This is a genomic window from Bradyrhizobium sp. McL0615 (assembly GCF_049993905.1).
Taxonomy (GTDB): Bacteria; Pseudomonadota; Alphaproteobacteria; order Rhizobiales; family Xanthobacteraceae; genus Bradyrhizobium.
In genome coordinates, this window is the sequence record NZ_CP188254.1 from 3767021 (window position 1) to 3781633 (window position 14613).

Genomic DNA, 14613 nt, shown 5'->3' on the forward strand with positions numbered 1-14613 from the left:
GCAGCAGGCTCCCGGAGCCCTGCTTCCAGAATCACGACGTCCTGGTCAACGGTGCCTCCGCTGACGCCAACGCCCGCGACCAGTTGGCCGTCGACCTTGAGCGGCGCTCCGCCGCCCATGGAAAAATACTTTCCGCCGGATACCGACATCATCGGGAACAGGGGTTGTCCGGGTTGGACCAGCGGAGACATCTCGGCTGTTCGAAGTCCGACCAGCGCAGATGTATAAGCTTTCCGCTCGGAAAGGTCGGCGGCGAACACCGGTGCACCGTTCATGCGGTGTTTGAGAATGATGTTGCCGTGGACATCGATAATCGAGACGGCAACTGGAACATTGACACGAGCCGCCTGTGCTTCGATGCGGCTTGAGATGTCTTTTGCGTAAGCGAGTAAGTCCATGAGATGTTTCCTTCCGAGATTATCCGATTTGAAGAGGAATACGTTCGCGTTATACGATCGCCTCAGCCGCCGTGGCCGAGCCGCCCGAGATAGGATCCCAGCTTGTCTTCGGCATCGCCGGGTTGATGGAAGCCTTGCTCGAACAGCGCTTTTATTCTCTCCTGCGCGGCCGGGCGCCCGATCGAGGCCATGCAGGTGTCCCAACCCGCTGCGATCTCGACATCCGCAGGCAGGCTGTTGGCGTTCACCAGGCGCTTGGTGTTTGCTATTGCCCATTTGTCGAACGAAGCGATGCGGTACGCCAACGCGTCGACGAAGCTGTCGAGTTCGTCGTCCGGCAAAGACCTGTTCACATAGCCATAGGCTGCTGCGAGGTCAGCGCGGATATCGTCAGAGCTCAGCAATATCTCCAGGGCTCGCTGCCTGCCCATGGTTCGTGGCAGACGCGCCATCGGTCCACCGCCGGCGACCAGGCCGACACCCACTTCCCACTGGGAGAACAGGGCTTTCTCTCGGCTGGCAAAGCTCATGTCGCATGCGAGAGCGAGCTCACTGCCGTTTCCGGTGGCGCGCCCGCGGATCAACGCGATCGATACGACGGGGGCGCGTGTCAGCCGCACCAGGATGTCCGGCCATGCTTCAAGTCCAGTCGGACCTTGCGGAATGCTGGTCAAATCGCTGAAATTCGCGAAGAAATCGCTGTGATTGAGGAAAAACCCTTCGACAACGCTGTCGAAGACCACGACTTTCAGTTCCGTATCGGCTTCGATGCTTGCGATGATGTCGCGAAACTCGCGAACGAATTGCGGCCCCATGACGTTCAGCGGTGGATTGTCAAACGTGATTCGCCAGTAGGCCTTCGATGCACGGTCGATTCGAATCTGTGCATTGTTTGTCTTGGTGAGCATTGGAATCTCCCTGCATCCGTTGTGATGGTTTTGAATTGTGCGGGCTGCGGGAGAGGCGCCAGCAGCGATTGCCTCTCCAGCGGTTTCGGCTGCGGCGATAACGGCCGCTCGATGCTGACGCTCAGGCGGCCGGCCTGACGCGCTGCTTCACGGCGGCGAGCAGGGTATGCGCAGCCGGACCCGAGGAATGCGGGTTTTGACCGGTGATCAGCAAACCGTCGCTGACGACATGAACTCCCCAGTTCGCCGTTTTCGAGAAGACGGCACCGAGCTTCAGCATCTCGTCTTCGACAAGGAACGGTACTACCTTGGTGAGGCCTACATCTTCCTCTTCGCCGTTGGTAAAGCCGGTCACTTCCTTGCCTTGTACGAGTGGCTTGCCGTCGGGCGTCTTGACATGACGCAACGCACCGGTGGAATGACACACGACGGCGATCGTTTTGCCGGCAGCAAGGAAGGACTCGATCAGTTTGACTGAGTCCTTGTCCTCAGCGAGATCCCACATCGGGCCGTGACCGCCCGGGTAGAACACCGTGTCGAAGTCATCCTGCTTGACGCTGTCGAGACGCACGGTCTTGTCGAGCTGCGCTTCCGCCTCTTCGTCGGCTTCGAACCGAAGGGTGAGCTCGGTGCGGGATTCAGGCTCGTTGCTCTTCGGGTCGAGCGGCGGACGCCCACCCTTGGGGGAAGCCAGCGTGATATCAACACCGGCATCCTTGAAGACATAGTACGGAGCTGCGAGCTCTTCGAGCCAGAATCCGGTCTTCCGTCCAGTGTTACCTAGTTGGTCGTGGGAAGTGATCACCATCAGCACTTTCATGATTTTCTCCTTTGTCTGCGTTCGTTGAATGAAACGCCGCTCCTGGTCTTTGTTGAGAGGTGTCGGCGCAATCCCGTTCGAGCTGGTGCATTCGGCCGTTGCCCGTGACCAAACCCTGCACCCAAACGCCCCTGTTGGCTCGTTAGGCGTTGTTAGGCGTTGCAAGTGGGGCGCTAAGGACCGTGTGAGCGAGGACGGGAGTAACGAGGCGTCGCTATTCGAACGTAGCGTCGAAGACTTCCACATCGAGCAGGACCGGCTTCGGAGCCGCGGTTCCGTCCGGCCGCAACGCCAAAGAGCGCCGCAGCGTCGGAACAGTGACGTCGCTGAATACCTGATGCGCCCAGGAATAATGCGCGACCGTCATGCCGAGGAGCCCGTGATCCGCCCGCCGCTGCAGGCTGTTCTCGTCGAAATAAAAGATCTGTGCGGGAGAGGAAGTCACGATCTCGGGTGGAAACAGCGCGCGCAGGCGCCTCCATGTCTGACCATTTTCTTTCCAGGGCGAGAGTTCTTCCACTTTCACGTCCGGGTGCGCCAGCAGAAAAGGCGTGGTCAAATAGTTCCAGATCGAGAAGCCGCAGAAAAAGACCAGGTGCAGATCGTCCGCTAGCGGATCATTGCCATGATCCAGGAATTGCAGGCTTGGGTTCAGCCATGTCCGCAAGACCTGGCCATCCAGGTTCTCGATCGTGACCGAATCCGGTTGAAAGGTGCCGCTCTTCTCGCCGCGCGTCAGACCCGTGAAGCGCACCGATTGGGTTCGCGTGGAGCCTTCTGCAACCAGATCCTTGAACTGGCGGGCTCGTCCGACGCAGGAAAGCAGCGTTCCTTTGATCGATAAATGGAGAGTGAAGCGCTGCAGCCTGCTCCAGCGCGACATGCCTCCGCTGGCTTCAATTGCGTCGTCGAGAAGGGCCATGCCTTGTCAGATCCGTCATGTGGTGTGGAGACCATGACCGGATCGGGGCGGCTTGGCGCGTTAGATGTTGTTAGGATTTGCGAGAGGTCTTCAGACTCAGCAGCGCCTTGAAAAGGCTGCCAAATTGGTCGGTGCAAAAAGCTGCACGCAACGTCGGGTAGCGCCGGGCGGGGACACTTTCGTGTCGCGGGCAAACAGCCTGTATCAGTCTGATAGGGCGCCGAGCAGGGCGGCGATCTTCTGCATATCGGCAATGTCAGCACGATCCAGTAATCCGGATGCCGCTGTCAGAATCCGCCTTGTCTCGGCTTTGCGGTTTTGCCGGACTCTCAGTTGCGCGAGGCTCGAGGCGCTTCTCAGTTCCCAAAATCTCGCGCCCTGTTGGCGTGCCAGGTCAATCGCTTCGCTGAAGCACTGTTCTGCTGCCGATTGAGACGAGACCTGCGCGGCCTTCAGGATCAGCTCGCCCTTGATGCGCAGAAGTTCCGGGGCGTACCATTGTTCTTGCCTGGCGTGGCACCGCGCGAGTGCTTCCTGGACCAGTGCAAGGCCGGCTCCCACCTCATTGGCCTCACCAAGGCATGCTGAAAGCTCGCCCAGCAAGAACAGGAAGCGCGGCAGATATTTGGCGTCGCCGGCCTCGTTCAACTCGCTGCGCAGCAACGCCAGTCCGGCGTCGCGATCGCCGTGTCTGGCGGTAACGAGTGCCCTGAAGCAGGCTGCCCAGAGCCGCCATAGGCGTATGCCGTTACGGTCGGCATGCTCCAGCAGATCCGTTCCATAGTGTTCCGCGGCGTCAAGATCGCCGGCTAGATAGGCGATCGGGCAGGCGCTTTGTCCCAACACGCTGCAGTAAGTCAGGGCATGGTGGTTCGCACGGCCTTCCTCGACATTCTTCGCAACGAGCGTCAGCGACTGATCGGCAAGACCCTGCAGCCACAGGATACGCGCACGGAAATAGTGCGTGGAAATCCGCAAGTCGAGCGGGAATATCCTGGGTTTTTCAGCCAGCAGATGCAGGTTCGCATCGACGCGGTCGATGTGGTGGCGCGCACCTTTCTGGTCGCCGAGATAGTGCAGGGAGACGGCCATGAGCCGATCGGCCAGCATCAGGTCGGTGGGATCCGGTGATTGCTGTGCGGCCTCCGTGAAGCGATGCGCAAACTGCAGCGCCTTGCCAAATTCTCCGTTGTTGAACTGGTCAATGCACAGGCCCCACAGGGCCCGCAACCGATGGTCCTTGTCATTGAGCCGGTCCGCCAATTCGAACGTCGTTGCAAGCACCGGACCGGCGCCCCGTGCGCGACCCTCGCCGTACATCAGGGACCAGCCCAGTGCCGCCAGCAGTTGCATGCGCATGCGATCGCCGCCGGCCTGATCGAGATTTGCCAGTGCCAATTCGGTGCGTTCGCGACATTCGCCAAACAGGGAAAGGCGTATCAATAGCGGCACCAGGGCGACCGTTAGTGCAACACCGAGCGAGCGGTCACGGTTGGCTGAAAAAGCCCAATCAAGCGCCGCGCGAACGTTATCGATTTGTGGGCCGTAGGCGGATAGCCATTCAGAAACGGGGAGCGTCTTGGAGTCGGCCTCCGCCCGGCCGAACAACTCAAGGAAATATGCGGCGTGCCGGCCAGCGAATACGTCCGTTTCAGTCGCTTCATCGAGCTTGTTGAGCGCATAGGCTCGCGTCGTGTCGAGCAGCCGGTATCTTGGAGAGCGCTCCGCAGAAACAGACGAGATGAGTGATTTGGAGAGCAGGTCGGCGATCACCTCGACCGCGGCAGCCTCGGTGAGCTTGTCGTGACAGGCGATGGCAAGCGCCCCCTCCAGCGTGAACGGTCCGACGAATACCGACAGCCTGCGCAAGACCGCGCTCTCGACGGGAGACAGCAGGTCGTAACTCCAGCCGAGTGCAGCGCCGAGCGTTTGGTGCCTCGGAATCGCCGTTCGACGCCCGCGCCACAGCAGCGAGAAGCGGGTGTTGAGAAGGGAAGCGGTACCAGCGATGCCATAGGCATTAACGCGGCCGGCGGCGAGTTCGATCGCCAGCGGGATACCATCCAGACGCCGGCACATTTCGGCGATCAGGGGAGCCTCAGCCTCACTGAGCTGGAATTCGCTGAAGCTTGCGGCGATGCGTTCGATGAAAAGTTGGGCTGCGGGATAGGCAAGCACCTCGTCCACGCGCATTCCGTCGCGCAGCGGTGGGCAATCCAGCGGAAACAGCCGGAAAACGCGCTCGCCTTCGGCACGAAAGGACTCGCGGCTTGTAGCGAGAATTTGAAGCTCCGGCAGCTCCCGAATGAGGCGTTCGGCCAGCGGTGCCAAAGCATCCAGGATGTGTTCGCAACTGTCGAAGATCAGCAGCATACGCCGGTCACGAAGCGAGGTCAGCAAGCCGGGCAGGGGATCTTCCGCACCCACTGATAAACCGAGTGCCGATGCGATCGAACCGGATGCTAGCTTGGCATCCCGCAGCGCGCCGAAATCGACAAAGAATACCTGTCCGCCCAGGACGTGGAGTTGCCCGTGGCCCACGGAGAGAGCGACCGACGTCTTGCCGATGCCACCGGGACCGACGATGCTGACGAAGCGATGCTGCAAAAGTTCGCTGGAGATCTTTTCAACGGTTTCGGTCCGCCCGACCATTTTAGTGGGCGGGGCCGGCAGGGAGCGAGGCGGACTTGTGCTGTTGGCCAGTGCAGCAGGTGGGGATTCGGCGCGGGTGAGAGGAGCTGCAAAACAATACCCGCGCCCCGGCACGTTCACGATATAGCGCGCACCAGCGGCACCACCGCCGAGCACCTTGCGCAATGCGGTGACGTGGAAGCGGAGGCTGCCTTCATCGACATTCACATCCGACCAGACGTGCTTGATCAGGTCTCGCTTGTCCACGACTTCGCCGGGACGCTCTGCAAGGAAGACGAGAATGGCGAACGCACGGCCACCGATATGAAGTGGAGCGCCGTCCTTCTCCAGAAGCCGGGCCTTGGGCGAAAGCCGGAACGGACCAAAGGAGATCGGTGAGTCTTGTTTATTATTGTTGCCTGACACGCCGTCGCCTCCTGTCAGGGAGGATCACCAGATTTCCTACCAGAACGGAACACGGAGTAAATTGCTCAGCACCGCTGATCGGAAACCAACGCGCCGAGATAAACTTTAGTCTTAGACTGAACAAACTAAAATCCCCGCAGCGCGAGCCCTGCCCAATGGATGACCGTGTCGCGCAGCGGAAATTCAGCATAACACACTCTTGCAGCATCTAACGAGCGTGTGTCGCGCATCTTCCCGTATGACACGGCGCAGAACCCCAAATCCAAATTTCGCAAGGGGGAAATATAATTCTCGATGGCGGCTCACGATCATGTGACGACGTTACAGGCGAACACCGCGCGGGCTGCTTGCCGAAGCCGGCCGATCACCGACATTCGTGAATTGCAAAGCTCGTTATCGCGTGAATAAAATATCGATGTCGCTGGCGCTTACGCGAAGTATTGGAGTCGGGCTGCACTACTTTCGGCCGGGGGAACGCGTGCGGCATCGTCGCTTGTGCCTGCATTTAGGGCATGCTTGAGGTCGTTTCTCGGGGAATTTTGGTGTACTAACGGCGCGCAAACAGAAGAAGAAACGTGTGACCTGTGGCGAACCGCAACGGACCAGGGCCACCTTTTGCGGCCGAGGCGATCCCGGAGGCATTTTCCTTCGGACCTTTCCGTGTTCTGCCGCACGCTCGTCGTCTGGAACGCGACGGCACGCGGACCCAGCTCGGTAGCCGGGCATTCGACATTCTTTGCATCTTGATCAGCCGCCAGGGTGAAGTCGTCAGCAAGGCAGAGCTGATGGAGAAGGCCTGGTCTGGCCTGACCGTGGAAGAGAGCAGCTTGCGGTTCCATATCGCTCAGTTGCGGCGGGCGCTGGGTGACGGCCAGGTCGGTCATTCCTATGTCACGAACGTCGCTGGACGGGGTTACTGCTTCGTCGCACCGGTGAATCGTGCGGCATCGCCCGCAAAGCACACCGACCCCGTCGATGAAACACACCATCCCAATCTTCCGCCCCGACCCACACGGATCATCGGGCGGGAAAGGGATGTCCTGATAGTAGCGGATCATCTCGTCGGCCGTCGCTTCGTTACGCTTCGCGGACCTGGCGGAATCGGCAAGACAACGTTCGCCATCGACCTTGCCTACGGGATCGCAGGCCGCTTCATGGACGGGGTGCGATTTCTCGATCTCGGCAGCGTTAAGGAGCCGAACCTCATTGCGGTCGCCGTAGCATCAGCGCTTGGCCTGCTCATTCCTGTTGGCGACCCCACGCCGCGGCTCATTGAATCGCTCCGCGATCAGCAGATGCTGTTGGTGTTGGACAGTTGCGAACACGTCATTGAGGCCGTCTCGCGCCTCGCCGAGCATATCTACCAGCACGCTCCCGGCGTCTCGCTTCTGGCGACGAGCCGCGAATCCCTTGATGCTGAAGGCGAGTCCGTGTTTGAGCTGGCCTCACTCGGGCTTCCGCCGGACAATGTCGCGAGCGAAGCCGAACTCGGCAAATACTCGTCCACGCGCCTCTTCATGGAGTGCGCCGTTGCGGCGGGGTATAGCGCTGACGTCACCGATGCCGACGCCGAAGTCATAGCCCGGATCTGCCGCAAGCTCGATGGGATGCCGCTGGCGATTGAACTGGTCGCCAGCCGGCTCTCGGCGCACGGACTGCTCGAGATCGACGAGCTTATTGGCGGAAGGCTCCGGTTGGCGTGGCGCGGGCGCCGCACCGCGCTGCCGCGTCATCAATCGCTGAGCGCGGCGCTGGATTGGAGCTATGAGCTGATCGCGCCGGAAGAGCGAACCCTTCTAGAGGCTCTGAGCGTCTTTCCCGGTCCGTTCACGCTGCAGGGCGCCCGCGCGCTCGCAGGCGATCTTGACGATCCGGACGCGGTCCTCATTCGCCTCGAACAACTCGTCACCAAATCCCTGGTCGCGAGCAGTCCCAGGAGTGCCCAGACCTCGTTCCGCCTGCTGGAGACGACACGGGCTTATGCGATCGAAAAACTCGCCGCCTCGGGAGCATCCCAGGCAGCGGCTCTGAAGCATGCACGCTACATATTGCAGGCACTGAAACCGCGGTCCTATGAACCTGGAGGAGGGCGTCCGGGCGGCTGGACCCATCGTGTCGATCTGCTCAGCGACGCCCGGGCTGCGCTTGCCTGGGTCTATTCCGACGCGGGCGATGCCGATTTGCGGATTCCTCTTGCGGCTGCCTGCGCACGGCTGTTCGTGGAGCGCAATCTACTCGAGGAATGCCGGCTCTGGGCCATGCGTGCGCTCGCTTTGCCGGAACATGCGCCTCGCGATCAGACAGCGAGAGTAGAGCTGCTGTGGGCATTCGGCCACGCAGCCATGTTTACAGAGCGAAACAGCCGGGAATGTGAAACAGCGCTCAGGCGTGGCTTGGCGTTGGCGCAGGAAGTCGGCGACCTGGAGAATCAGTTTCGCTTGCTGAGTCGTTTGCATGCATTGTACCGCCGTACCTACGAGCGAACGAAATTGTTGGAGGTGGCGCAGCTTGCTGATGCGGTCGCGACCGAGATCGGACATCCTGCCGCGCTCGCCCGTGCGCACACCTACCTCGGGGTTGCCCGCCATTTGAGTGGCGATCAGCGGCTCGCCCGGGAAAGGCTGCAGGCAGGCGAAGCCGGGGACGCTGCGATCCCCGTCTTGCCGGTTGACCATTTTGCAAGCCCGCGCGGCACACACATCATGTCGTGCACCAACCTCTGGCTCCTCGGGTTGCCCGATCAGGCCGTCTCGGTCGCAAATGGCCTTATGGATATCGGATCGAATCCCGATCTCGCGATGTATTGCGCGGGATTGTGTTTTGCGGCCCGGGTCTACCGCTGGGTAGGCGATACCGACGCACTGGAAGAAGCCGCTGCCCGACTGGCCAACCATTCGCGCAAGCACGGCTTCGCACCATTCCACAATGTCTCGCTCGCGCTCAAGGGAGAGCTGCAGGTCACAAAAGGCGCGATCGACGAAGGGCTTGAATTGCTTCAGCAATCCTTGCCAAGGATGATTGCTGACCGCCTGGAACTTTACAGCGGGGCCGCCGCCGTCGCATTGGTCGAGGGTTTGGCAATCCGGCAGCGGCTGGATGATGCGCTCGACGCGATACAAACCGAAATCAAGTCCGTCGCTGACCAGGGCGATAGCTGGGAAATGCCAGAGCTCCTCCGCGTTCGCGGGGAGCTTCGCGCGCGGAGCGGCGACCAGCCCGGTGCTGAACAGGACTTCCGCGCTGCGATAGATCTGGCGGAACAGCAATCCGCCTTGTCATGGAGTCTGCGGGTTGCCGCGAGCCGGGTGCGTCTTGCAACCGAGCCGAAGGCCAGGGCCGCCGCCGCCTCCGATCTGAAACGCATCTACGCGTGTTTCGGAGAAGGATTCGAGACCGTCGATCTCCGCGATGTCCGCGAAATCCTTCAGGAATTCTGATAGTGCGGCCTGAAAAAGCCAAGCGGACCGGTGCGTTGTTCGGCGCAACCGGACATTTTCGCCGCTCGCAACGGCTAACGGCCCCTAACAACCCATAACGAGCTATTTCGCGCCCGCTGCGCGAGTGTCATGGCGCACCAATCAGCCGGGTCTCGGGCCCGGTCGCCACAACACCGGCACGGAGGAGGTTGTCATGACCATGACGGAAGAGCGCAATGAGGCCGCGATCAAGGTTCCCGCACTCGCGATCGATATGAAGCTTGAGATCGTCGTCATTCCGGTCTCGGACGTCGATCGTGCAAAGGCGTTTTATACGAGCCTCGGGTGGAGACTGGATGCCGACTTCACCTCCGGTGACGGCTGGCGTGTCATCCAGTTTACGCCTCCGGGATCGCCGGCTTCGGTTATCTTCGGCAAGAACGTCACCGCGGCTGCACCCGGGTCAGCGCAAGGCCTTTATCTCATCGTTTCCGACATCGAGGCCGCGCGCGCTGACCTCATTGGTCGCGGTGTCGAGGTCAGCGACGTCTTTCACGGCGCTGGCGACACGCATGGCGGCACGGACGAGCCTTATCTGTTCGGACGGTTGCGGCTCGGCGGCCCGGATCCTGGGCACGGCAGCTACCAGTCCTTTGCGTCGTTCAAAGATCCGGATGGCAACGGCTGGCTGATGCAGGAAATCACGGCTCGGCTGCCGGGACGCATCGAAGGCGACACGACTTTCACTTCTGCGGCGGACCTTGCAAGCGCGTTGCGGCGTGCAGCGGCCGCGCATGGCGAACATGAAAAACGTTCCGGTGGCCAGCACGATGCGAACTGGCCCGACTGGTACGCCGAATACATGGTCCGCGAGCAGGCCGGCAAGCCACCGCTTTCATAAAGTTGCGCATCCAGCTCTCAAAGGGGAGGTCGACATGAACAAAACTCTGCTGACGATTTTTCGAACTGCGATATCGACGACGCTGATCGTCGGAAGCGTGTTTGTTCAGCACGTCGCGCGCGAACAGCAGCCGCAAGAGCGGTATGCGGGCCTGCAGCTCAGCGACAGCGTAGGAGACGAACTTGCGGATTACATCATCGAAAGCGGCAAGGCGTTCTTCACGTTGATCAGGTGATCGCGACTCACGGGTGAAGCGCGAGACGACGACACCAGGCATCACTCGCAACGGCTAACGCTACATAACAACCCATAACGAGCAATCTCGAAGACCTTGAGCAAGTATCAAGTCGCAGCAAGTGCAGCGCCCGGGCCCAGCCCGGGCATTTATCGAAACAGGGAGATCCAACATGTCCACGAAGTCAGTATCCGAAGTCATCGACCAGGACCGCCGCCAGCTTCTGAGCAACGCGGCGATCGGAATTGCAGGAGCGGGTGCCGCAAGCATCTTTCCTGCGTTCAAATCGAATGCAGCCCCGAGCGCCGAGATTCGTCCGTTCCGGGTCCATTTTCCGGAGGAAGCTCTGGTTGATCTGCGCAGGCGTGTAAGCGCGACGAAGTGGCCGAGCCAGGAAATCGTCAAGGATGCGACGCAGGGCGTGCAGTTCGCGACCATGCAGAAGCTCGCACGTTACTGGGCGACCGACTACGATTGGCGCAAGATCGAGGCCAAATTGAATGCCCTGCCGCAGTTCATCACCGAGATCGACGGCATCGATATTCATTTCATTCATGTTCGCTCCAAGCACGAGAATGCTTTGCCGATGATCGTGACGCATGGATGGCCCGGTTCGATCATCGAGCAACTGAAGATCGTCGATCCGCTGACCAACCCTACAGCGCACGGGGCGAGCGGATCGGAGGCCTTCCATCTGGTGATCCCGTCGCTGCCCGGTTACGGCTTTTCGGGCAAGCCGACCACAACGGGTTGGGATCCCATTCGGATCGCCCGCACCTGGGGCGTGCTGATGCAACGCCTCGGGTACACGCGATATGTGGCGCAAGGCGGTGATTGGGGAAATGCGGTCACGGAGCAGTTGGCGCTGCAGCAACCAGCGGGATTGGTCGCTATTCACACCAACATGCCGGCGACAGTACCAGCTGATATCGACAAGCTCGCCTTCGCCAACGCTCCAGCGCCGTCGGGCCTCTCAGCCGACGAAAAGCATGCGTATGACCAGCTCAGTCACTTCTACAAAACGGGCCTGGCCTACGCTCAGGAGATGGGGGCTCGGCCACAGACGCTATATGGCATCGAGGACTCGCCGATCGGCCTTGCCGCATGGATGATCGACCACGACGAGCGCAGTTACGCGCTTATCGCGCGTGTGTTTGACGGCAAAGCCGAGGGCCTGACCCGCAAGGACATCGTCGACAATATAACGCTCTATTGGTTGACGAACACCGGTGTCTCTTCGGCTCGCCTTTATTGGGAGAGCAAGCTTGCCTTTTTCGCACCGAAAGGCATCACGCTTCCAGTCGCCGTGAGCGCTTATCCGGACGAGTTGTATCAGGCACCGCGGAGTTGGGCGGAAAAAGCCTATCCGAAGCTCATTCACTACAACAGGCTTGAGAAGGGCGGTCACTTCGCCGCCTGGGAGCAGCCGGCGTCGTTCAGCGCCGAAATGCGCGCCGCGTTCAAGTCGCTGCGCCAATCAAGCTGACACCAATCGGGACGCGCACGGGATGCGCGTCCCACCCCCGCATATCATTGGAGCGTCCCATGAACCGACCCGAGAAGACCTTTACGGCTGCACAAATTCACCTTGAACGGCGCCTGCCGTCCTACTGGCGCGTGACGTTCGATCATCCGCCGGTGAACATTTTCGGCCCGGAGACGATTCCGCAGCTCGACGAGATCATCACGGCGCTCGAGACCGACCCCGAAGTGAAGGTCGTCGTGTTCGACAGCGTGGTCGATGGATTTTTCCTGACGCATTATGATTTCTTCGCGCCGCTGGAGGAGTCCACACGCATTCCGCCCGGTGCGACGGGCCTGCAGGCGCTGCCGGATATGCTGGCCCGTCTCAGCCGCGCGCCGGTCGCGTCAATCGCCTCGATCCGTGGCCGCGCGACCGGCGTAGGCAGCGAACTGGCGCTGGCGAGCGATATGCGATTCGCGAGCCGCGAGAAGGCGATCCTGTCGCAATGGGAAGTCGGCGCTGGCCTGGTGCCGGGCGGCGGGCCGATGGCCCGGCTGCCGCGCCTGATCGGCCGCGGCCGCGCGCTTGAGGTGCTGCTAAGCGCCGACGACATCAACGGCGACCTTGCCGAGCGCTACGGCTACGTCAATCGTAGCTTGCCGGATGCCGAGCTCGACGGCTTCGTCGATGCGCTGGCGATGCGGATCGCGTCGTTCGATAAGCGGGCGATTGCCGAGACCAAGCGCCTCGTCAATGTGGCCAGCCTGCCGTCGGATGCTGAGATCGCTCCGGAATGGGATGCGTTCCTCGCCTCGGTGCAGCGGCCGGCCAGCCAGAACCGGATTCAAAAGCTGCTGGAACGCGGTTTCCACCGCGCCGGCGATGTCGAAAACCGGCTTGGCTTCCACGTCGGTCAATTGGGCAACTGAAGGAGAGCAGCAATGATCCGCAAGGCAAAGGCAGTTTGGCATGGCACGGGGCGCGCAGGGAGCGGCCAGCTCACGAGCGATTCAGGGGTACTCGACGGCACCCCGTACTCTTTCAAGACTCGGTTCGAGACCGAGAAGGGCACAAATCCGGAAGAGCTGATCGCTGCGGCTCATGCCGGGTGTTTCACTATGGCCCTGGCGTTCGGCCTGCAAGCCGCGGGATTAAATCCGACAGAACTCTCCACGGAGGCCGCGGTCACACTGGATCCTGACGGCCAGGGATTCAAGATCAGCAAGTCGGCTCTTACCTTGCGCGGCAAGGTGCCCAATCTCGACGACGCCGACTTCGCCCGCATCGCGGGGGAAGCGGAGAAGAACTGCCCGGTCTCGAAGGTCCTCAACGCCGCGATCACGCTGGACGCAAAGCTCGTTTAGCTGGCCGAAGAAGGAGAGAGTGCCATGGCGCGCAATCATCAACCCGACCAGAGTACGTTCAGGGCGGTTTTGCCTGAGGATATCGAGTGGAGATCGTTCCCGGCGTTTCCGCCCGGCGCGCGGTTGGCTGTGATGGTCGGCCATCCGGCGGAGCCCGGGCCCTACGTGGTTCGCGTGAAAGTACCCGGCGGCACCAGGCTGATGCCGCACAAACATCCCGAAGACCGGATCTACACGGTCATGTCGGGCGTATTCTACATCGGACTCGGGGAAACCTTCGACGGCGACAAGGTGATGGCCTATCCACCGGGCAGTGTCATCGTGCTGCCCGGCGAGACCTGGCATTTCCACTGGGCAAAGTCCGGTGAATACGTGACCCAGGTCTCTGCGATCGGTCCGCTTGGCCTCGAATATCACGATGAGGACGATGATCCACGTGCGCAACCTGCGCAAGGCAGGCGTGATTGAGGCGCGGGACTCGCAACGAGGAGGGACATGATGACGGTAAGATTGACTGAGATCACGGGACGTGAATTGCAAAGCGGTCGCCGCGATGCGCTCGACGCATTGATCGGGTTTTACAAAGCCTTCAACGCTCGCGACCTTGCTGGACTTGCCACGAACTGGGAGCAGGGGGACGCATCCAGCATGGACAACCCGATGGGCGGCATCCGGCGTGGTTGGCAGTCCATCAGCGAAGGTTATTTGAAATTGTTCGGAGGACCTGCGATCGTCCAGGTAACTTTCCACGATTTCACCAGCCAGGGCGGCGACGATTGGCACCTGTTCGTCGGTCGGGAAAAAGGCACGTGCATCACCCCCGACGCGAAGATGGCTGTTCGATTCCGTACGACGCGCTGGTTTACGCGGCGTGAGGGTGTCTGGCGGCAGATGCATCACCACGGATCGGTCGAGGAGCCCGGAATGCTTGCTGCGTACCAGAAGACAATCCTCGGAGCGGCGCTGGTTCAATAGCCAAAACCGGGTCTCGCCGCGTTCAACGGCATGATCACCCAGCAGGCGGCGGTTGTAGCAGTCATCGACCAATTCAAAATCTTGATGTTCGCCATGCTGATCGTGAGCCGGCTCGTGTGTTTTCTACCTAAGCCGCGGCGGGCCAATTGATG

At 60.8% G+C, this 14613-nt stretch carries 12 protein-coding genes and 1 pseudogene; 8 read left to right on the forward strand and 5 right to left on the reverse strand.

The genetic code is table 11. The features are described from left to right. Positions 1-74: 74 nt before the first annotated feature. The 5 genes and pseudogenes from ACPPVP_RS17745 to ACPPVP_RS17765 form a co-directional block, all read right to left on the reverse strand. Positions 75-398, reverse strand: a pseudogene (locus tag ACPPVP_RS17745) (GlcG/HbpS family heme-binding protein); the annotation flags it as partial. Between the two features lie 62 nt (positions 399-460). Beyond that, the gene (locus ACPPVP_RS17750; RefSeq protein WP_426536519.1) at positions 461-1306 is read right to left on the reverse strand and encodes an enoyl-CoA hydratase/isomerase family protein; all 846 of its coding nucleotides are present in this window, start codon (positions 1304-1306) and stop codon (positions 461-463) included. 121 nt (positions 1307-1427) lie between these two features. Then, positions 1428-2126, reverse strand: coding sequence for a type 1 glutamine amidotransferase domain-containing protein (locus ACPPVP_RS17755; RefSeq protein WP_426536521.1), 699 nt, complete (start codon positions 2124-2126; stop codon positions 1428-1430). Positions 2127-2340: 214 nt separating this feature from the next. After that, complete coding sequence (locus ACPPVP_RS17760) at positions 2341-3048, reverse strand: hypothetical protein (RefSeq protein ID WP_426536523.1); 708 nt, start codon at positions 3046-3048, stop codon at positions 2341-2343. A gap of 204 nt (positions 3049-3252) precedes the next feature. Continuing rightward, positions 3253-6105 carry an ATP-binding protein gene (locus tag ACPPVP_RS17765; protein WP_426536525.1) on the reverse strand — a complete coding sequence of 951 codons (2853 nt, stop codon included), beginning with the start codon at positions 6103-6105 and terminating at the stop codon, positions 3253-3255. Positions 6106-6689: 584 nt separating this feature from the next. Here ACPPVP_RS17765 and ACPPVP_RS17770 point away from each other — a divergent pair. From ACPPVP_RS17770 to ACPPVP_RS17805, 8 genes are all read left to right on the forward strand, one after another. Next, complete coding sequence (locus tag ACPPVP_RS17770) at positions 6690-9542, forward strand: ATP-binding protein (protein ID WP_426536527.1); 2853 nt, start codon at positions 6690-6692, stop codon at positions 9540-9542. A gap of 193 nt (positions 9543-9735) precedes the next feature. Beyond that, positions 9736-10422, forward strand: a complete 687-nt coding sequence (locus ACPPVP_RS17775; RefSeq protein WP_426536529.1) for a VOC family protein — start codon at positions 9736-9738, stop codon at positions 10420-10422. Positions 10423-10456: 34 nt separating this feature from the next. Then, positions 10457-10657 (forward strand): hypothetical protein, encoded by a 201-nt coding sequence (locus ACPPVP_RS17780; RefSeq protein ID WP_426536531.1) that lies wholly within the window; start codon positions 10457-10459, stop codon positions 10655-10657. Between the two features lie 172 nt (positions 10658-10829). Continuing rightward, positions 10830-12143 (forward strand): epoxide hydrolase family protein, encoded by a 1314-nt coding sequence (locus ACPPVP_RS17785; protein ID WP_426537915.1) that lies wholly within the window; start codon positions 10830-10832, stop codon positions 12141-12143. A gap of 59 nt (positions 12144-12202) precedes the next feature. After that, on the forward strand, positions 12203-13051 hold the full coding sequence (locus ACPPVP_RS17790; protein WP_426536533.1) for an enoyl-CoA hydratase/isomerase family protein: 849 nt from the start codon (positions 12203-12205) through the stop codon (positions 13049-13051). Between the two features lie 12 nt (positions 13052-13063). After that, the gene (locus ACPPVP_RS17795) at positions 13064-13486 is read left to right on the forward strand and encodes an OsmC family protein (protein ID WP_426536535.1); all 423 of its coding nucleotides are present in this window, start codon (positions 13064-13066) and stop codon (positions 13484-13486) included. Between the two features lie 24 nt (positions 13487-13510). Then, positions 13511-13954, forward strand: a complete 444-nt coding sequence (locus ACPPVP_RS17800; protein WP_426536537.1) for a cupin domain-containing protein — start codon at positions 13511-13513, stop codon at positions 13952-13954. Between the two features lie 30 nt (positions 13955-13984). Beyond that, positions 13985-14461, forward strand: a complete 477-nt coding sequence (locus tag ACPPVP_RS17805; protein WP_426536538.1) for a YybH family protein — start codon at positions 13985-13987, stop codon at positions 14459-14461. The last annotated feature ends 152 nt before the right edge of the window (positions 14462-14613 follow it).